We start from the raw sequence: 18709 nt of genomic DNA, 5'->3' as shown, positions 1-18709 counted from the left end.
CCGCCACTATGGCCAGAGCTGATTAATGGTAAAAGCCACTCCATGCTGGTTATTATCTAAACTCACTCTATCTGCGCAAGATTTAACAAAATCACTGGCATTTCCCATGGCAACACCGACTTCAGAAAACTGAAACATGCTGATATCGTTCTCCTGATCACCCATACTGACCACTGATTCAGCATTGATATTTAGGTACTGACACAGATAATGCAGTCCACGGCCTTTACTGATGCCGTGGCTCATTATTTCATAATAATGATTGCTGGTCTTACTGAGTGAATATTGCTGATGAAATTTTTGATCTATTTTATCAGCAACACTAGCAATAAAATCAGTTGAGCCAACAATAGAGACTTTAACAATATCATCTCGCTGAGAAATATTGACAGGCTCAGAAATCAATATTTCCATATCAAAGAGTTCAGATTCATATTTTGTATAGTAATTGATATCTTTTGACGAAGAGATAATTTTATCGCGGGTAAAAAAGTGATGTGGGAATTTACGTCCTGTTAATAAAGGAGTAATCACTTGCACATCATGACCAGATAGCGGGATAAAGCGAAGATCTTTTTTCTCAATACAGTCATATATCCATGCACCATTAAACGAAATAAAATAGCGAATGAGGTGCTCTAATTCAGTATTGCAAATCACGGCAGCCATGGCATTAACCGGCCGGGCTGAACAGAGAACGACAATACCATTACCATCGATAACCTGTTTTATCGCGCTAATATTCTGTGGCGATATTTTATTTTCCTTATTGAGCAAAGTGCCATCAAGATCAAGAGCCAGTAATTTATACATAATTTAACTCCAATAAAAAAGGGAGAAAGTATTCTCCCTCCCTGCTTACTGACGTCCATTAGTGAGTAATAAACTGCGCGACAACATCCTTGGCTGCATTGCAAACCACATTATCAATGGCGGTGCCCACCACCAGAATATTCACTCCAGTATCTTTAAATGCCTTCGCATTTTCCAAATTGATGCCACCCTCAGCTAATGTTGGTACTGAAACCGCCCCCACCAAAGCCAGAAGCCGCTGCTTAATCGCTTCTGGAATATCACCAGCGGTAACCCCTTCATAGCTCATGCCCGTCATTAAACCAATCATATCGACACCCAGTGCTTCCATCTTTTTTGCCACTGCGGCAACATCTGCCGGTGTTTCAGCCGCAATACCGAAGGTGTGTAAATCACTGGGATGACCAATATAAGCATCTACTGTCAGGCCATATTTATGGGCCAAATCGACTAATTCCTTTAAATCCTCAAAGCTGGATTTATGAGTATGCAAGCCATCAGCACCTGATTGAGCTATCAGTAAAATATCCTGTTCAGTGACCGGCGTCGGGACAGTTTCAGTAAAACCGCCAGCAATTCCGACAGTAATAAAAATATCGTCGGCAACAACATTACGCACGCCCTGCACCGCTTCAGCCATTTGACCAATGGTTATCTCATGACGAATACGCTCTGCGGCATGCATATTAGTCACACCGTTATGGCCACGTGCTAATGCCAACGCCGGGTGGTTAGGTTCCAATAATTTAACCCCTGAATCGCATACAGCCTTCGCTAAGCGAGCATCATCTCCAGTTATTCCGGTACTGAGAATAGTTTGACCGCCATGTAACTCAATTGCATTGCGTACTTTATCCATGGCGACGGAACGTTTCTTACTCATATCAGCGTGGAACATATTTACCTCTACTTGATTTATATAAAACTGCTTTTTTAATTGTTAACTTTTAGCCGAGATCCCTGGTGTTGTGGATTCGGGTACTGCTTTTTTAATTGCAACAAACTTATTGGCTAACAGCGTGATAATGCAGGTCAGTACTAAAGTTACCGCCATCACCACCGCCATATAAAACGCGTTATTTGACAAGAATGGTGAGGCGAACGCAGGCACATAAGCCACACCTTTAATATTTAACCATCCCAACAACATGCCACCGATACCGGCTGAGAATATGGCGCCGGCGAAGACCACTTTATTGGAGAACATGAAGGGATAAGCTGATTCGACAAAGGTCCCAAAGCCAAGGTTTATTAACAACCCCGGAGCCGCGACTGCCGCCTCACTTTTTTCTCGTGGGGCAATGACGTTAGCCAGGTTAATTCCTGCAGCCACCATGACCAAGCCGACCATATCCACCGCACCAAGGAAGCTGACACCGGATTTTTCCATTTCCAGCAACACCAGTGGCAATATAACCGCGTGATACACGCCGCCCAGAATGGCAGGCCAAATAACCAAACCTGCCAATAATCCCGCCAGAATTGGGCTAAAGGCCAGAGTCGCTTCGATAGCTAATTTAATATAATCGCCAGCGGCTAATGCCAGTGGGCTGAGCAGGTAATACATCACCAAGCCAGAAGCTAAACCGGATAACCCACCAGCCACGATGTTGATGGTGGTCATCGGGAATTGCCATCTCAAACACAAGCCAAACAGGTAGCGCACCATAATACCGGCCCCAATCCCGCCTAATATGCCACCAATTAATCCCCCTTCGACCGACAGCACACCAGCCACAACCCCGGCCACAATCGACACTTCGTCCAGCTCAGAAACCTGTTTTGCCGCAATAACCGCGACAATCACCGGTAACCCTTTCAGTAACAGTTCGAAGATAGTATTCAGTGACTGCAATCCGGGGATATGGCTTAATGCCAGCACAATTGCCATGGCAATAAAGCCGGGTAAAGCCGGGATCATGATGCTGCGAATATTGATTCTTTTTAGCAGACTTTTATCGCTACTCGGCGCGCTGGCATCACCGCTGCCTAGTACCGGGGTATATTTTATCTGCCAGTATTTGCATAATGAGGCGGTAAAGGAGATAGCTCGTGTACGGCTATTGGTGCCTGTGGTGCCCGATGTGGCAATCACATTCGCCCCTTTGGAGGTGATAATCGCCATTGAAGTGCCGCCGGTACCCACTATCGGGATTTTCTTTTCTATCGCGGCCAGAATGGCTTCTTTATTACTGCGGTCAGGGTCTGCACTCATGATAATGATGCCATCAATATCACCAGCACGAATTTGTGCCGCGATGGCTGCATCTGACGATTTTACTGCATCATTAACCTCTGACAGTTTCCCCTGAAAGCTGATGCGAGGTTTATCCCCCTCTTCAGCGGTGAGGGAATAAACTGCGGCGGCGGTAGTGGGTTTAGCCACATCCATTGACTCTTCAGCGGCAATAAATTGCACCGCGCTGACAGCTAAACCGGCAGAATGAAGTTGGGTATAAATCTCTTGTAAAAGCCTCTCAGGGTATGCACCACCAAGATTGAACAGATTTCCCCCGCTGCTTCCGAGAATTGCTACATTTTTCATGTCGGGCCTCAAAAGATAAGAAATGTTAGAAAGTGTTATTATGTTTTTAACTGCAATTCACCATCACAGAAATAGCCATTCAAAGCAACATAAAACAACATGATGACATCGATTAGCCCGGCTAACATGACAGCCATTAATTCCACCTGTTACACTTTAAATTCACAAAATTAAACCAATACTCTTTAAAATTAATATAGTGAGAAATTTAAAACTACAAATAGCCATTTTGTGGTTTTATTTTGTTTTGTTGTTTTGTGATAAGGTTCAAACTATTGCGGAATGACGTTTTTGGCAGGAAAGAGAACAAGGGAAAAGTGATTTGCTTCGAATCTAATCCCCTGGCATCAGGCTATGCCAAGGGATATCAGAAAGTGATAGGGATTACGGGTGTGGAGTACAACAGATTATTTATTGGGTACGCCGGTTTCAATCTCACGCCCTGCAGCTTTCCATTCAGGGAAAGCCGCCAGCCGTCCGAGCACGAAACCCGCACGTTTTATAAGCGCGGATAATATTACGCTATCACGCCGTGGGCCGATAACGCCACAACCAGCGGCCGGTGGACATCCGTCGGTAAAACAGCACACCGCGCACGATCCAATCGAGGAACATGCCCATCCACACACCGGTGACACCAAATCCCAAGGTTACCCCCAGAATATAACCGGCGATAATACGACAACCCCACATTCCGGCCAGCGCCACCCACATGGTGTAACTGGCATCCTTCGCCCCTTTCAAGCCGGATGGCAATACCCAAGCTGCGGTCCAAATTGGCATAAACAGCGCATTAATCCAGATCAGATGCTTCACAACATCAATAACACCCGGCTCATTGGTATACAGCGACGCCAGAAAACCAGCGCTAGGAATTGATAATAAAGCAATAAAGCAGACCCCAAGCGTTGATAACCAAAAAATATGCTTGATTTGGCGAATGGGCTGCAAAATCTGCCCTTTCCCCAAACGGGTGCCGATAATAATGGTCGAGGTATATCCCAGAGCATTGCCAGGTAAGTTAATCAGCCCGACAATTGAGAAAGCGATAAAGTTACCGGCAATCACTTCCGTCCCCATTCCAGCAACAAAACGCTGAGTAATCAGTTTACCAACGCTAAACATCACCGACTCAACACTGGCAGGAATGCCAATACTCAACACCTCAAACATGATGGCCGCAGTAAAGGGCATAAAATAGGCTTTAAAGGGGATTCGCAGGGTATTATTGGTGCCAAAAATCAGCACTAAAACCACCACCAATGCGCCAATATAGCGGGAAAGCGTGATTCCAATCCCTGCGCCCACAAACCCCAAGCCCTGCCAATTGAACAGACCGTAGATCAGCACACTGCTGATAACAATATTGAGAATGTTCATGCCGATATTGATAAACATCGGCAACCGCGTATTACCGGCGCCGCGCAGTGCACCGCAGCCCACCAGCGCTATCGCCATTGCGGGATAATTCCAGACCGTCAAATGTAGGTAGGTCAGAGCCATCGCCTTAACCGCGGGGTCCGCCTGACTGGCCATCAGATTGATAATGGTCTCACCGGAAAAATGCACCAGCAATACCAATAATAACGAAATTAACACTAGCAGAGAGATGGATTCACGGGCGGCGGTTTGTGCCTGTTTACGTTTACGTTGCCCCAAACTGAATGACACGACCACTGAAGTTCCGAGTGCAACCGCGCTAAAAAAGGCAGCAATCAGCATATTGAAGCTGTCGGCTAATCCCACCGCAGCCATCGCTTCTTTACCCAACCAACTCACCAACAGGGTACTAAACACCCCCATCAGTAACACACACAACCCTTCAATAAACAGCGGAATAGCCAGCGGTGTTATTTCACGCCAAAACAACACTCGGTAGGATTTTCGCTTTTTATACCACGCGCTTTCGCGAAAGATTTTCAACTTAACAGTCCCTGAAACCATGTCTATTTGCATACATCCGCGCTTTCCACCACTATGGTGAAATATCCCTATGCGCTGATTTACAAAGGCGATTTACCACTTTAAATTTTAACGGGTTATACGCGATAAAAAGTTGATATAGACACCATAACAGAACGGTAAATTAATTTAAATGGAACGTTATTTCAACAAAGTAGCAATCAAATAGTTATGCAATAAAATACACATAAATATGCAAAATCTCTTTGACCAAACTTGGGTTTTGCGATATCAATGTAGGCATTGAAACCTTTGCCAGACAGATCTAATTCATACAGGATTTAATTGATGACAACTATTCTCAAACACCTTCCTATTAATCAGCGTGTTGGTATTGCTTTTTCCGGTGGTTTAGACACCAGCGCAGCACTGCTGTGGATGCAGAAAAAAGGGGCAATTCCTTATGCCTACACGGCTAATTTGGGTCAGCCTGACGAAGAAGATTACGATGCTATCCCGCGTAAAGCGATGGAATATGGTGCAGAGAAAGCTCGCCTGATTGATTGTCGCAAACAGCTAGTTGCTGAAGGGATTGCCGCGATTCAATGTGGTGCATTCCATAACACCACCGCCGGTGTCACCTATTTCAACACCACCCCACTGGGCCGCGCCGTAACCGGTACTATGTTGGTTGCCGCCATGAAAGAAGATGGCGTGAATATCTGGGGTGATGGCAGTACTTATAAAGGTAACGATATCGAGCGTTTCTATCGTTACGGTCTGCTGACCAACGCTGAATTGAAGATTTATAAACCTTGGCTGGATACCGACTTTATCGATGAACTCGGTGGCCGTCATGAAATGTCTGAATTTATGATTCAATCCGGTTTCGATTACAAAATGTCGACCGAGAAAGCCTATTCCACTGACTCCAATATGCTGGGGGCGACTCACGAAGCCAAAGATCTGGAATTCCTGAACTCTAGCGTCAAAATCGTTAACCCGATTATGGGCGTGAAATTCTGGGACGAAAATGTCGTGGTGAAAGCGGAACAAGTTTCTGTTCGTTTTGAGCGCGGCTATCCAGTGGCCTTAAATGGTGTCGTTTTTGATGACAGCGTCGAGCTGATGATGGAAGCCAACCGCATTGGTGGCCGTCACGGTCTGGGCATGAGCGACCAAATCGAAAACCGTATTATTGAAGCTAAGAGCCGTGGTATTTATGAAGCCCCAGGGATGGCCTTACTGCACATTGCTTACGAGCGCCTGCTGACCGGTATTCATAACGAAGATACCATTGAGCAATATCATGCTAATGGCCGGGTTCTGGGCCGCTTGCTGTATCAAGGCCGTTGGTTTGATCCACAAGCGCTGATGCTGCGTGATTCAGCCCAACGTTGGGTTGCCAGCGAGATTACCGGTGAAGTAACACTGGAACTGCGTCGCGGTAATGATTATTCCATCCTGAATACTGTGTCTAACAATCTGACTTATAAACCAGAGCGTCTGACCATGGAGAAAGGTGATTCCGTATTCTCACCAGATGACCGTATCGGTCAGTTGACCATGCGCAATCTGGATATTACCGATACCCGTGAGAAGCTGCTTAACTATGTTGAGACCGGGCTGTTATCCTCCTCTGCGACCACCGGTTTGCCGCAAGTAGATAATAACAATCTGAGTGCTCGTGGGTTGCAGGATAAAAGTCAGTAATTATTCTCTTACGCCAACGCAAAATAAAAAAACCGCCTATAGCGCGGTTTTTTTATTTCAACTATCAGTATCTTGGATGAATGACCAAAAGTATTCAGCCAGTTAGGGATCAATGTGATAACTGCCGATCTTTCAGTTCAGCTGGATCATGTTTATATTGAAATACGAAGACAAAAACGATGACCAGAACCACGGTATAAGCGGCAAAAGATAACCAAATACTGTTCCAGTCTTTTACACCATCAACAGTAAAGAAATCGACCACATGCCCGCTACTTATTGCGCCGACATAAGCCCCAACACCGTTTACCATTGTCATAAACAGGCCTTGTGCGCTGCCTCGAATATTACGGTCTACTTCTTTCTCAACATAAATTGCGCCAGAAATATTAAAGAAGTCAAAGGCACAACCATATACCACCATTGATAGCAGTAATAAAACAATGCCAGTGGCAGACGGGTCACCATAAGCAAATAAGGTGAAGCGCAGCGTCCAGGCAATCATGCTGATCATCATGACGCGCTTAATGCCAAAGCGAGATAAGAAGAAAGGAATGGTCAGAATGAAAAACACTTCTGCAATTTGTGCCATCGACAATAAAATTGACGGGTATTGCACCACCAGACTGTCATGGTAGATAGGATTTTTTGCAAAATCATGCAGGAATGGGCTGCTGAAAGTATGGCTAATCTGTAGTGAAGCACCAAGCAACATGGCAAACAGGAAGAAAATAGCCATCTTCTTTTGTTTAAATAATACAAAAGCATCAAGCCCTAACATATTAACCCAAGTGCGGTCTTTTTTAACATTAGAGGTCGGGCAACTAGGTAATGAAAATGCGTACATCGCCAACACTAATGCCGCGCCGGAGGCAATATAGAGTTGAATATTACTTAATTCGAACCCAGATAAACTGATCGCCCACATAGCAAAAATAAAACCAATCGTGCCAAAAACTCGCACCGCCGGGAAGTCTTTAATCGTATCCAATCCAGCTTTTTCTAAGCAGATATAAGAAATTGTGTTGGCTAATGCAATGGTCGGCATATAAACCATCGCATTAAATAGCATGACAAGGAACATGATATTAGGGTCTGTAATATTGGCCGCAATCAACAATGCGATGGCGCCTAACAGGTGACAGCAAGCATAGAGAATATTGGCTTTAACCCAACGGTCAGCAATAATACCTACAATACTTGGCATTAAAATACAGGCAATACCCTTGGCTCCATAAACCAGCCCGACCTGTGCGCCAGTGAAGTTCAGTGTATTCATCATATAGGCTCCCAGCGTAACCAGCCAGGCTCCCCAGATAAAGAACTGTAGGAAGAACATCACTTTAAGCCGTTTTTTTATTATCATTTTTATTCTCCGTGATACTAAACGCGTCGAGGGAATATATTTGCTTATGGAGTTTGTAGGGTACTTCCCTCTTCTGAGGTAGCCCCTAGTTGCTGAGTATTCGCACGTTAGCAAATAGGGGACTGACAAGAACTTTTATAATTCTCTATTGATTAATGCGCTGCTTTGCTTTTCAAAAAAGCTTCAATCAACTTGGTGAAATTCACTGAAGCCAATTTTGCGCATTTTAAGGTTTGCTCATGAGACAGAACTACATCAGAAAGGCCTTCAGCCAAGTTAGTAATTGCAGTCAGTGCAATCACTTTTAAACCACAATGAGCCGCAGAGAGCACCTCTGGCACCACCGACATTCCCACCACATCACCGCCAATAATCTGCATCATGCGAATTTCGGCTGGGGTTTCAAAACAAGGACCAGGATAAGAGACAAACACACCTTCGGTCAGCGGAATATCAAGCTGTTGGGCAATCTTGGCCATATCAGCACGCAGACCTTTATCATAGGCATTCGCCAAACTAAAGAAACGCGGACCAAAACGATCATCATTAGGCCCAACCAGTGGCGTCCCGGGCATGGTGTTAATGTGATCTTTCAGCATAACCACTGAGCCCGGTAAAACCTCTGGGCGTAATGAGCCGGCGGCATTGGTACAAAAAAGAAATTCGCAGCCCATCAGCTTAAATGTGCGCACCGGATTGGTCATGATACTCATGCCTTTGCCTTCGTAGAAGTGGCCGCGGCCTTTCATGCACATCACTGGAACACCAAACAAGGTGCCTAATACCAATTCACCGGCATGTCCATGGACGGAACTTACCGGGAAGCCAGGAATATCTGCATAACTAATAGTGGTTTCATTGCTAATTTGCGCGACTAAGTCGCCTAGTCCTGAACCTAAAATGAATGCAACCTGAGGCTTAAATCCGGGCTTTATTTTCTGAATATACTCGACAGCTTGAAAGGGTAATTCACTAAAATCAGTATCAACATTTGAATTTACGATTGTCATAATAAAGCCCTTAATTATTTTAATTTAGTATCGATTAAATAAACCTGTTAAATAATAAATACAGTAGAGTTGTCGGTAATCTATACCCAAAGTTATTGAAGCCATAGCTAGGTACTCCGCGACTTCGGGTACGAAGGGGATAACTCATCATATGTAGTGGGTAATTACACAACCAATACTAAAATACCGCTTATCCATACTTAAAATGTAATGGTTGAGAGTGTATTTCTACGTAATTATCGTCGATCACAAGATGGTAATAGGTATGCACATGACAACTAGAATACTTAAAGCACATTTGCAGATGCTGGGATTTACTGCACTACTTGGCGGTTCTTTTATTGCCAGTGAAACCATCAGCAATACCTTACCGCCAATGGTGATCACCTGGTTGAGATATACGATTGCCAGCCTATTTTTTATAGTATTGCTGGTCAGTCAGGGGTTACTGAAATTCCCCCACTATCGCGACTTAGTCCGTTATACTCTGATTAGCCTGCCGCCTCTGCTCTATTTCGCCTGTATGATATTCTCACTTCAAACCACCAGTGCATTAAATTCGAGCGCGTTATACACCACCGTGCCGTTAATGAGCATGATCATGAGCATGGTGTTATTGAACTCAAAATCCACATGGTCCGTGCTCGCTGCACTATTAATAGGTATTTTTGGTGCATTATTGATCATTTTTAAAGGTGACTTATCCCAGCTATTGCAATTATCGCTAATTCCCTCTGATTATCTCTTTCTGTTTGGTTGCTTAGGTATGGCGCTGAATCCCATCCTGGTGAAAAAATTGCATCGCGGTGAACAAGCGCTGGTGTTGACTGGCTGGAGTTTAATTTGTGCCACGTTATTACTGACCTGTGTGGTCGCCTATCAACTACCAGAAATTAAATGGCATAATATCAGTCTAATCACATGGAGCGGTATTTTCTATCTTGCCACCTTTGCCACTGCATTGAGTTTCTTCTTGTTCCAAAAAGCCTGCATTGTGCTATCCCCAGCCAAAGTATCAGGCTATGTGTATCTTATTCCATTATCAGTTATTGTGACTAATGCGATGTTAGGACAGACAATAAATTGGCAAGAAATAGCCAGTGGCGCGGCGTTAGTGATTATCGCAATGGCTATTTTGGTTAAAGCTAAGTGATATTAGTTAGTACCGCACATTTAAAATAAATCGAGCAGGCGCTCTAATGCCTGAGTCATGCTACTGGGATGATAAACAGCGAATAAATCGGCAGAGAGCTCTTCTTTCAGCGGGATAAATTTGATATTTGGCCAAGGGATTTCCTGCATACTTTCAGGAACCAAGGCGATACCAAGATTACTGTTTACAAATGCCAGCTGGGTTTGAGGCTCATCAAATTGATAAATAGTCTGCGGCTTACAACCCGCACCCAGGCAGCTATTATATAAACTTTTAGAGTAGCCGGAGTTAGTGAAAGTGAGGAATATCAGGTTTTGTCCAGATAACTCTTTCAGAGAAAGTATCGCACGGTCAGCCAACACACTTTCATGAGATACCGCGACGGCTACGCGTTGTTTTTCCACTCGTTTATACACCAACGCTGAATTTTGCTCCAAAGAAGCACAGCGCCAAAAACCAATATCAAGCTTCTTATTTAATAATGCGTCATATTGCTTACTGGGTGGAAACTCATGTAGCGACCAGGTGGTATTAGGATTAAGCTGCTTAAAATTCTTGAACTTCTCTAATAGCTGATGCCACAGGGCTGAGCCAATGATGCCTATATTCAGGTGGCTTTGTTCATGACGAGCAATATAGGAGACACGGCTTAATGAGTTTTCTATATTCTCGAAAACCTCTTTCATTTCTGCCTGCATCATTTCACCAGCCAAGGTTAGCACCACGTTACGGCTATCCCGTATAAATAAAGGGAATCCTAAGGCATCTTCTAACTCTTTAATTTGCAAGCTTAGCGGGGGTTGGGAGATATGAAGACGTTCAGCGGCTTTTCCGAAGTGCAGTTCTTCCGAAACAACGAGAAAATAGCGAATCATCTTTAAATTGATGCGCCCGGAGAAAAGAAGCTTTTGCATACCCAATATCCAATTATTTTATTACTTAATCTGAGTTATTATTTTAATAGTAACATCATCTGATAATTCAATAAGTAAAAACCAATATATATATGTCAAAGTTGCAGGTTTGAGCAGCTAATGCACCCCTGCAACTTTAAGGATAAAGAGGGCTATGATCCTGATACTGGCAACTCAATATTACTCTCCGCCAACGACCCCATATTGTTGTACATCGCGCAGGCCGCATCCACTAAATGCATGGCAAGTGCCGCGCCGCTGCCCTCGCCTAATCTCATGCCCATTTGCAAGTAAGGCTCAAGTTGTAAGTGGTTCAATGCAATCACCGCGCCCTTTTCTGCCGACAAATGCGAAGGAATCAGATAATCACGGACACCCGGCGCAATGCGACAAGCAGCCAGCGCCGATGCATAAGAGAGAAAACCATCCAAAATAACTGGTAACCCGGCAGCCGCAGCCCCCAGCATCACTCCAGTCATACCCACCAGGTCAAAGCCCCCCACTTTAGCCAACACGTCAATGCCATCACTCGCATCCGGCTGGTTGGTCTCAATGGCACGTCGTACGACCGCCACCTTGTGATGCAGCTGATCTGTAGGGAAATTAGCCCCAATACCGACTACCCGTTGTGGGTCACTGTCGGTAAACACACTGACCATCGCCGCTGCAGGTGTGGTGTTTGCCATTCCCAGTTCCCCCACAGCAAAGACTTTCACTCCATCTGCAGCCTGTCGCAATGTGAGCATGGCACTGGCTAGCAGCAAATCTTCGGCCTGTTGGCGGGTCATTGCCGCTTCACGGGCAATATTGCCGCTGCCGCGCGCCACTTTCATATTCAGTACGCCGGGTAACTCGTCGCAATCGATCCCGACATCAACAATTTTCACTTCGGCACCGGCATTGGCCGCTAGCACACAAACCCCGGTAATGCCTTTCACCATATTCAGTGCCTGGACCATCGTCACTACCTGTGGCGAGACCGCTACACCTTCATGATAAACGCCATGATCCGCTGCCATAACAATGACTTGTTTACGATCAACTTGATGACCGTACAGGCCACGCATCCCCGCCAATTGGACAGCTAGCTGCTCCAGACGGCCTAAGCTACCAGGGGGTTTAAGCAGGCCGTCGAGCCGCTGTTGAGCGCGGGTCATGGCTCGATTATCGAGCGGTGCAATGGTACGTAGGACTGATGAAAGTGTTTGCATGGGTTTAATCTCTGGTTGCGGGCTGCCAAACAGCCCGGCTGTTAAACGCACGCAGCGTGACAAATCCATCATGGATATCCAACACGCTGTATGCCCCCTGTTCAAAATGGAAATGCCACATAGCTGCCGCTGGCATAGCCAACAAGCGCGCTAACATCAGACTTAAAACTCCCTGATGGGCTACCAGTAACTGATTATTATCTGAATGTTGTGGTGAGTTGCTCGATGTGGATAGCAGAGACTGAACCACCTCTTCCACCCGGGCTGAAAATTGTGAAAAAGACTCCCCGCCGGTGGGGCTGGCTTGCTGCCAGTCTGCCACCCATGCCGCCCACGCATCAGGGTCTTCACGTTGTAAATCATGGTGATGGCGCATCTCCCACTCACCAAAATGCATTTCATTCAATTGGTTATCAATGCTGGCATTTAATTGATGGCCAGCCAGCACGATATCGGCGGTATGGCGGGCGCGCAAGAGTTGGCTGCTGACACCTTGTGCGAAATCCACATTGGCTAGTCTGCCCGCAACCTCTGCGGCCTGTTCCACCCCCTGTGGGGTGAGAGCCAAATCAGTCAGACCGCAAAAAACACCGCGCAGATTGGCTTCAGTTTGCCCATGGCGCACCAAAAAAAGTCGCATACACACTCCATAAATAGTGATTACAACAGCGCCAGCAAGAACACTAATTCACCCATTTCAGCCGCTGCACCCAGTGTGTCACCGGTTTGCCCACCTAAACGACGGCGCAGATAGGTTGCCAATAGCAGCACGACCACCATGGTTATCACCAGCGCCCATACCGCCGCACTGTGACCAATTAACAGAGTTAATAGCGCGCCACCAGCCAAGGTCACTGCCGTTTGTCGGCCGGTGACTTTGCCGATATAAATATTGCCCAACCCATTACCTTCACGGGCATAGCGCTGGCGGTACATCAGCAGGACAATCACCGTGCGCCCGACCACCGAGGCCACCGTCAACATGGCAAACATCGACACATCACGCAGCGCTAGCTCACTGACCACTAAAACTTTTGCTACTACGATAAAAATCAGTGCTAAACCGCCGTTAGTACCGAGCCGGCTGTCGCGCATGATCTCCAGCATCTGCTCACGCTTACGCGCCGAAAATACTCCATCGCAGGTATCTGCCAACCCATCGAGGTGAAAAGCGCCAGTAATCAGAGCCAGTGCCAAGACATAACCCAGCGCTGCCAGCGGCACTCCACACCAAGGTGCCAATAAGGTAAATACGCCCCCACCGATTACGCCGACAATCAGGCCGATGAAGGGGAAACCCACAATACCGCGCTCGTAATTATCCATCGCCAGCCCTTGTGTCCAGCGCTCAGGCACCGGAATGCGGGTCATAAACTGCAATGTTGCGAGAAATAGTCGCAGACTCATTTAATCTTTACCTCAATGCCAGAAACCACTAAAAACACTTCATTGGCCGCCGCCGCCAAACGCTGATTTACCCGGCCCGCAATATCACGAAAGTGCCGCGCCAAACGGTTCTCCGGCACAATCCCCATCCCCAATTCATTGGTGACGAGATAAACAGGCGCACGGCTACGCGCACAAGCTGCCAGCAGATCGGTAATTTGTTGCCCAATCTCCACTTCGAGCGAGGCAAAATCCATCTGCTCCGGCGGAGTATCACCCGCCAACTCAAACAGCAGATTGGTGATAAGAGTGGTAATACACTCCAGCATGACCACCTCACCGGGTTCGACTTGCTTATCTAGCACTGCGCCGAGGTGGCGATACCCTTCCCAAGTGCGCCAGTGTGCCGGGCGACTAGCGCGATGTAGTGCCACTCGTTCAGCCATTTCAGCATCAGTGACCACCGAAGTGGCGATATAAAATACCCGTTCACCCGCTTGCGCTGCCAGGCGTTCCGCCAGAGAACTCTTGCCACTGCGCGCCCCTCCGGTAATCAGAATCACTGTGCGCGCTCCTGTTGATGTGTTTTCATTAAGGTTAAAATCTTATCAATATCAATATGCTGCCGCATCTGTTCGGCCAGAATATCAAACTGTTGTTGCTTGTGCTCAGCATAATCTACCGTCTCACCGTCAAAGGCAGGGAGCCCTTTACGTTGCCGCAAATTATCCAGCAGTGCCCGAGTAAATTGGTGGCGGTCGAACAAACCATGAATATAGCTACCCAATACCGAGCCCTCGGTATTCACCGCGCCATCCACCCACTGCTCCGCCTGCCCGTTACGTAATGTCAAACGCGCAAAGGGCGTGGCACCGGCCCCCAGATGGGATACTCCCATGTGGATTTCATAACCTTCCAGTTGTTGCTCATTACAACTCTTTAGCATTCCCGGCAAGTCAGCCTGACAATAACCACTCACCCGAGTGGTGACTTTCTCTTGTGCAAACTGGGTTTCGACATCCAATAACCCCAAGCCATCCATTTGATCCAGACCTGACTCCACGCCATCAATAATCCGTTTACCCAACATTTGATAGCCGCCACAAATACCAATAACTGGCACATTTTCTTGATGTTGCGCCAGCAATGCAGCCGCCAGCCCGCAATGGTGCAGCCATTGCAAATCACCCAGCGTGTTTTTGCTGCCCGGCAAGATAATCAGATCCGGCTGGCCCAAAGCCGAGGGGTGAGAAACATAACGCAGGCGCACATCTGGCTGGGCGGCCAGTGCATTAAAATCGGTAAAGTTGGCAATATGTGGCAGGCGGATCACCGCAATATCCAGTGCCTTTTCCGCCGCCCCTTGATATTTCCCATTTTGCAGCGCTACGCCATCTTCATCTTCCAAATCAATATCCAGCCACGGCATCACACCTAAAACAGGTACATCGGTCAGAGCTTCAATCTGCTCTAAACCGGGTTTCAGTAGCGCGATATCCCCGCGAAACTTGTTGATGATGACCCCTTTGACCCGCGCTTTCTCATGAGGATGTAATAGTGCCAATGTGCCATAGATAGACGCAAAGACACCGCCGCGATCGATATCAGCCACTAATAAAACAGGCGCATCGGCTAGCGCAGCCATACCCATATTGACGATATCACGGTCGCGCAGGTTAATTTCTGCCGGGCTTCCCGCCCCTTCCAGCACCATGATGTCATACTCGCGGGCCAGGCTGTGGTAAACCTCGCTGATTTGCTGTTGCAACTGTGGTTTATACTGATGGTATTCCACTGCATCCATATTGCAGGCGACTTTGCCCATCAATACCACTTGCGCCTTGCGGTCACTGGTAGGCTTGAGAAGAACCGGATTCATACGGACATCCGGTACAATTCCGGCCGCTTCCGCTTGAAAAATCTGCGCGCGCCCCATCTCTTCACCTTGCGGCGTAATACCCGAATTGAGTGCCATATTCTGCGATTTAAAGGGTGCGCTGCGATAACCATCTTGCATAAAAATGCGGCATAGCCCTGCCACTAACACACTTTTACCGACATCCGATGCCGTGCCTTGCACCATTATCGATAACTTCATCGCAGACTGACTCATTGCACTTCCTCCGCTTCGCGCTGACGCATCAGCGCAAATAATTGTTCTTCGGTTTTGCACAGAGGCAAACCCAGCTCACTGTGCATTTTCACCAACCACGGCTGAACCAGCCCGGCGGCTTGCAGTTTATCCTGTTGCAGAAACACCTCGGTTGTTTCACCCGCAATCATCAGACGACCATGTGATAAGACATAAAGATAATCACAAACCTTATAAATCAAATCGATATCATGGCTGGAGAGAATAACTCGTTTTCCCTCCGCGACAATGCGTTCAATAATAGTAATCATGTGCTGCCGCCCCGCAGGGTCTAGTCCGGCGGTGGGTTCGTCCAACAGCAGGTACTCCGCTTCCATCACCAACGCACCGGCGATCGCCACACGTTTTTTCTGCCCGTGACTCAGATGTTGAATAGATTTGTGGCGAAAGCTTTGCGCATCGACCAAGGTCAGCGCCCGGTCAACTCGCTCGGCGATGATGGCTTCCGGCATACCAAGATTGCGTAAGCTAAAAGCAATATCACTGTCGATATCGGTATAAAAAATTTGCTGTTCTGGGTCCTGAAAAACCGTGGTCACCCGCTGGCGTAGCTCACGAAGATGGGGCTTTTTGTAACTGAGCGGTTCACCTTGCCACAACACGGCCCCCTGTTGGGGTTGCAGGATGCCGGTCAGGTTCATAAACAGCGTCGATTTACCACAGCCATTAGCGCCTAAGACGCCGGTGACTGCATGCTGACTGAAATCCAGTGTCAAATCATGCAATACCTGTTCATCCTGATAGCTGAAACCTAACTGTTGGGTGGCTAACATCAAATCCTGCCTTACAGGTGGAAATCACCCTGATAAAGTTTCATATCCAGTGAGATAACCATCTGTTGATAGCGAATCATCACCCGGGTAAATAGCATGCTGACCAGCATTGCCAGCGAGTGGTAGCCAGTTCGCAGTGAGATATAACCAAATCGCAGAGACTGCGCATGGTGAATAGCTGCCGCCTCTTCAAGCAAGATAAAGATAAAACGCCAGGTCAGTAGGATTTGCTCGGTCAGCAAACGCGGAGCATGGCAACGTTTCAGTATCTGAATGAGTTGTGGAAATGGCGTATTTAGTACAAACCAGAAAGTTGCCGCCAATGCCGCCAGGCTGCGCCACAGTGTTTGGTTGGCGGTCTCCAACCCAACCCTATCAATCCCCAGCCACCAATGACCAATCTGTACTCCCCACCACAGACTCTCCGGCTGACGGGAGAGGGATAACACAATGGTGACCAAGCCTACCAACAGAAAAGAGAGCGGTATCGCCAGCCAGCGCAGATAACGGCGTGGACCAACCCGCAGCAGATAGCATGTCAACCCGGCGATAAATACCAGCAACAGCGCCTGATACATCGGTGGGCTGAGCATGGCTAACAGTAGGAAAACCCCATATAGCACCAGTTTTCCCATCGGGTCGGCCTGCCGCCAGCGGCTTTGATAACTTAGTTTATCAATCCCCAGCATGCTCACCGCGTTTCCCCCGGTAATAGCCCAAGATATAGAAGATCACCGCCGCACCAATACTGCCTTGCAAGGTGAACAATAGACTTTCAATCTCGCCACTGGCCGGTTCATACAAGGGTTGGAACCAAGGTTTATAATGTGGCGCTGTCACTTGAATCAAGGTTTCAGCTTCACCGTCCGAGCCGCCGTATTCACCACCATGATTGATAAAGAATGGCAATATAACCAGGGCGATAACCATCGCCAGCAGAATAAGCGTCTTTTTCATGTTAGTGAGTCTCCGCGGTGATAAGTTTGCGTTTGGTTAACTGGTCGTAAATCATCACCGTCAGCAAACCTTCGGCAATGGCAATCGGGATCTGGGTAATGCAGAACACCCCCATAAATTTAATAATTGAGCCGCTGGCACCAAATTGCGGGTCGGGGAAAGCTAAACCTAGCTGTACCGAGGTGACAAAGTAAGTGGTTAAATCCGCTAACATGGCACACAGAAATACCCCGACATCACGGCGTAATCCTGCTTTGCAGGCCATTTTCCATACCAGATAACCGACTACCGGCCCAATGACCGCCATCGACATGCCATTCGCCCCCAGAGTCGTCAACCCGCCGTGTGCCAGTAACAGAGCCTGGAACAACAGCACAATGGCCCCCAAGACGGCCACTACTACCGGCCCAAATAGGATAACCGCCAACCCAACACCGGTCGGATGAGAGCAACTGCCGGTAACTGAAGGAATTTTTAGCGCGGACAGCACGAAAATAAAGGCACCACACAATGCCAGCAGGACTTTTTGATTGCTGTCTTCAGCGACAATCTGTTTCAAACGAACCAGCCCCATAAACAGGCAGGGTAAGAACAGTATCCACCAGGCCAGTGCCCACATCGGTGGTAAAAAGCCTTCCATAATATGCATAGCAAAAACATCATTCGGTGCCAGCGTTAGCAAGATTGCCATGGCAACCCCAGTTAACGAGAGTTTCTTTAGCTGCTTTTCCATTTCCATCGGTAACCCCTTATCCCCTTCTTACTTGATGTCGTGACGAGATATACTCGTGGTTGACAATGCCAATTAATCTGG

The 18709-nt window shown here is 47.2% G+C and carries 18 protein-coding genes; 2 read left to right on the top strand and 16 right to left on the bottom strand.

Going from position 1 to position 18709, the window contains the following annotated elements:
• Window positions 1–6 precede the first annotated feature (6 nt).
• The 4 genes from DJ58_RS01390 to DJ58_RS01405 all read right to left on the bottom strand — a co-directional run bounded on the left by DJ58_RS01390 (window position 7) and on the right by DJ58_RS01405 (window position 5281).
• Window positions 7–813, bottom strand: a complete 807-nt coding sequence (locus tag DJ58_RS01390; protein WP_004710299.1) for a Cof-type HAD-IIB family hydrolase — start codon at window positions 811–813, stop codon at window positions 7–9.
• Window positions 814–871: 58 nt separating this feature from the next.
• Entirely contained in the window at window positions 872–1711 is an 840-nt protein-coding gene (locus DJ58_RS01395; protein ID WP_004710297.1) for a hypothetical protein, read from the bottom strand.
• A gap of 42 nt (window positions 1712–1753) precedes the next feature.
• The gene (locus tag DJ58_RS01400; protein ID WP_004710295.1) at window positions 1754–3358 is read right to left on the bottom strand and encodes a hypothetical protein; all 1605 of its coding nucleotides are present in this window, start codon (window positions 3356–3358) and stop codon (window positions 1754–1756) included.
• 525 nt (window positions 3359–3883) lie between these two features.
• The gene (locus DJ58_RS01405; RefSeq protein ID WP_050413903.1) at window positions 3884–5281 is read right to left on the bottom strand and encodes an EmmdR/YeeO family multidrug/toxin efflux MATE transporter; all 1398 of its coding nucleotides are present in this window, start codon (window positions 5279–5281) and stop codon (window positions 3884–3886) included.
• Between the two features lie 327 nt (window positions 5282–5608).
• Between DJ58_RS01405 and argG the strand changes: the two genes are divergently transcribed.
• Entirely contained in the window at window positions 5609–6973 is a 1365-nt protein-coding gene (gene argG, locus DJ58_RS01410; RefSeq protein WP_004710293.1) for an argininosuccinate synthase, read from the top strand.
• Between the two features lie 109 nt (window positions 6974–7082).
• On the opposite strand, the gene DJ58_RS01415 is transcribed toward argG, so the two are convergent.
• The gene (locus tag DJ58_RS01415; protein ID WP_331462895.1) at window positions 7083–8345 is read right to left on the bottom strand and encodes a nucleoside permease; all 1263 of its coding nucleotides are present in this window, start codon (window positions 8343–8345) and stop codon (window positions 7083–7085) included.
• A gap of 146 nt (window positions 8346–8491) precedes the next feature.
• Window positions 8492–9349, bottom strand: coding sequence for a xanthosine phosphorylase (gene xapA / locus DJ58_RS01420; protein ID WP_004710289.1), 858 nt, complete (start codon window positions 9347–9349; stop codon window positions 8492–8494).
• A 304-nt stretch (window positions 9350–9653) separates the two neighbouring features.
• Here xapA and DJ58_RS01425 point away from each other — a divergent pair, with 304 nt between their 5' ends.
• The gene (locus tag DJ58_RS01425; protein ID WP_004710287.1) at window positions 9654–10502 is read left to right on the top strand and encodes a DMT family transporter; all 849 of its coding nucleotides are present in this window, start codon (window positions 9654–9656) and stop codon (window positions 10500–10502) included.
• A 20-nt stretch (window positions 10503–10522) separates the two neighbouring features.
• Here the strand turns inward: DJ58_RS01425 and DJ58_RS01430 are convergent, their stop codons facing one another.
• The 10 genes from DJ58_RS01430 to cbiM form a co-directional block, all read right to left on the bottom strand.
• On the bottom strand, window positions 10523–11416 hold the full coding sequence (locus DJ58_RS01430; RefSeq protein ID WP_032911420.1) for a LysR family transcriptional regulator: 894 nt from the start codon (window positions 11414–11416) through the stop codon (window positions 10523–10525).
• 152 nt (window positions 11417–11568) lie between these two features.
• Complete coding sequence (gene cobT, locus DJ58_RS01435; RefSeq protein WP_032911419.1) at window positions 11569–12627, bottom strand: nicotinate-nucleotide--dimethylbenzimidazole phosphoribosyltransferase; 1059 nt, start codon at window positions 12625–12627, stop codon at window positions 11569–11571.
• Between the two features lie 4 nt (window positions 12628–12631).
• Window positions 12632–13267, bottom strand: coding sequence for an adenosylcobalamin/alpha-ribazole phosphatase (locus tag DJ58_RS01440; RefSeq protein ID WP_004710283.1), 636 nt, complete (start codon window positions 13265–13267; stop codon window positions 12632–12634).
• Between the two features lie 20 nt (window positions 13268–13287).
• Window positions 13288–14034: an adenosylcobinamide-GDP ribazoletransferase gene (gene cobS / locus DJ58_RS01445; protein ID WP_032911418.1), complete on the bottom strand. Its 747-nt coding sequence runs from the start codon at window positions 14032–14034 to the stop codon at window positions 13288–13290.
• Entirely contained in the window at window positions 14031–14576 is a 546-nt protein-coding gene (gene cobU / locus DJ58_RS01450) for a bifunctional adenosylcobinamide kinase/adenosylcobinamide-phosphate guanylyltransferase (protein WP_032911417.1), read from the bottom strand. Before cobU ends, cobS begins: the two co-directional genes overlap by 4 nt.
• A complete protein-coding gene (locus DJ58_RS01455) occupies window positions 14573–16111 on the bottom strand; it encodes a cobyric acid synthase (protein WP_032911450.1) in 1539 nt (512 codons plus the stop codon). The genes cobU and DJ58_RS01455 overlap by 4 nt, the downstream gene beginning before the upstream one ends.
• Window positions 16112–16122: 11 nt before the next feature.
• Window positions 16123–16938, bottom strand: a complete 816-nt coding sequence (locus tag DJ58_RS01460; RefSeq protein WP_004710276.1) for an ATP-binding cassette domain-containing protein — start codon at window positions 16936–16938, stop codon at window positions 16123–16125.
• Window positions 16939–16949: 11 nt separating this feature from the next.
• Complete coding sequence (locus tag DJ58_RS01465) at window positions 16950–17627, bottom strand: energy-coupling factor ABC transporter transmembrane protein (RefSeq protein ID WP_032911416.1); 678 nt, start codon at window positions 17625–17627, stop codon at window positions 16950–16952.
• Window positions 17614–17895 carry an energy-coupling factor ABC transporter substrate-binding protein gene (locus tag DJ58_RS01470; protein WP_004710272.1) on the bottom strand — a complete coding sequence of 94 codons (282 nt, stop codon included), beginning with the start codon at window positions 17893–17895 and terminating at the stop codon, window positions 17614–17616. The genes DJ58_RS01465 and DJ58_RS01470 overlap by 14 nt, the downstream gene beginning before the upstream one ends.
• A 1-nt stretch (window position 17896) precedes the next feature.
• Window positions 17897–18634 (bottom strand): cobalt ECF transporter S component CbiM, encoded by a 738-nt coding sequence (gene cbiM / locus DJ58_RS01475; RefSeq protein ID WP_004710270.1) that lies wholly within the window; start codon window positions 18632–18634, stop codon window positions 17897–17899.
• Between the last annotated feature and the right edge of the window lie 75 nt (window positions 18635–18709).

Source organism: Yersinia frederiksenii ATCC 33641, from assembly GCF_000754805.1.
Taxonomy (GTDB): domain Bacteria; phylum Pseudomonadota; class Gammaproteobacteria; order Enterobacterales; family Enterobacteriaceae; genus Yersinia; species Yersinia frederiksenii.
The sequence above is the reverse complement of the archived record's forward strand: the minus strand, read 5'-3'. Positions and strand labels throughout refer to the sequence as shown.

Coding starts and splice junctions, on each gene's coding strand:
- DJ58_RS01400 (WP_004710295.1), bottom strand. CDS start 3,358: ATGAAAAATGTAGCAATTCTCGGAAGCAGCGGGGGAAATCTGTTCAAT.
- DJ58_RS01455 (WP_032911450.1), bottom strand. CDS start 16,111: ATGAAGTTATCGATAATGGTGCAAGGCACGGCATCGGATGTCGGTAAA.
- cobT (WP_032911419.1), bottom strand. CDS start 12,627: ATGCAAACACTTTCATCAGTCCTACGTACCATTGCACCGCTCGATAAT.
- cobS (WP_032911418.1), bottom strand. CDS start 14,034: ATGAGTCTGCGACTATTTCTCGCAACATTGCAGTTTATGACCCGCATT.
- DJ58_RS01465 (WP_032911416.1), bottom strand. CDS start 17,627: ATGCTGGGGATTGATAAACTAAGTTATCAAAGCCGCTGGCGGCAGGCC.
- xapA (WP_004710289.1), bottom strand. CDS start 9,349: ATGACAATCGTAAATTCAAATGTTGATACTGATTTTAGTGAATTACCC.
- DJ58_RS01390 (WP_004710299.1), bottom strand. CDS start 813: ATGTATAAATTACTGGCTCTTGATCTTGATGGCACTTTGCTCAATAAG.
- cbiM (WP_004710270.1), bottom strand. CDS start 18,634: ATGGAAATGGAAAAGCAGCTAAAGAAACTCTCGTTAACTGGGGTTGCC.
- DJ58_RS01430 (WP_032911420.1), bottom strand. CDS start 11,416: ATGCAAAAGCTTCTTTTCTCCGGGCGCATCAATTTAAAGATGATTCGC.
- DJ58_RS01470 (WP_004710272.1), bottom strand. CDS start 17,895: ATGAAAAAGACGCTTATTCTGCTGGCGATGGTTATCGCCCTGGTTATA.
- DJ58_RS01440 (WP_004710283.1), bottom strand. CDS start 13,267: ATGCGACTTTTTTTGGTGCGCCATGGGCAAACTGAAGCCAATCTGCGC.
- argG (WP_004710293.1), top strand. CDS start 5,609: ATGACAACTATTCTCAAACACCTTCCTATTAATCAGCGTGTTGGTATT.
- DJ58_RS01460 (WP_004710276.1), bottom strand. CDS start 16,938: ATGTTAGCCACCCAACAGTTAGGTTTCAGCTATCAGGATGAACAGGTA.
- DJ58_RS01395 (WP_004710297.1), bottom strand. CDS start 1,711: ATGTTCCACGCTGATATGAGTAAGAAACGTTCCGTCGCCATGGATAAA.
- DJ58_RS01425 (WP_004710287.1), top strand. CDS start 9,654: ATGCTGGGATTTACTGCACTACTTGGCGGTTCTTTTATTGCCAGTGAA.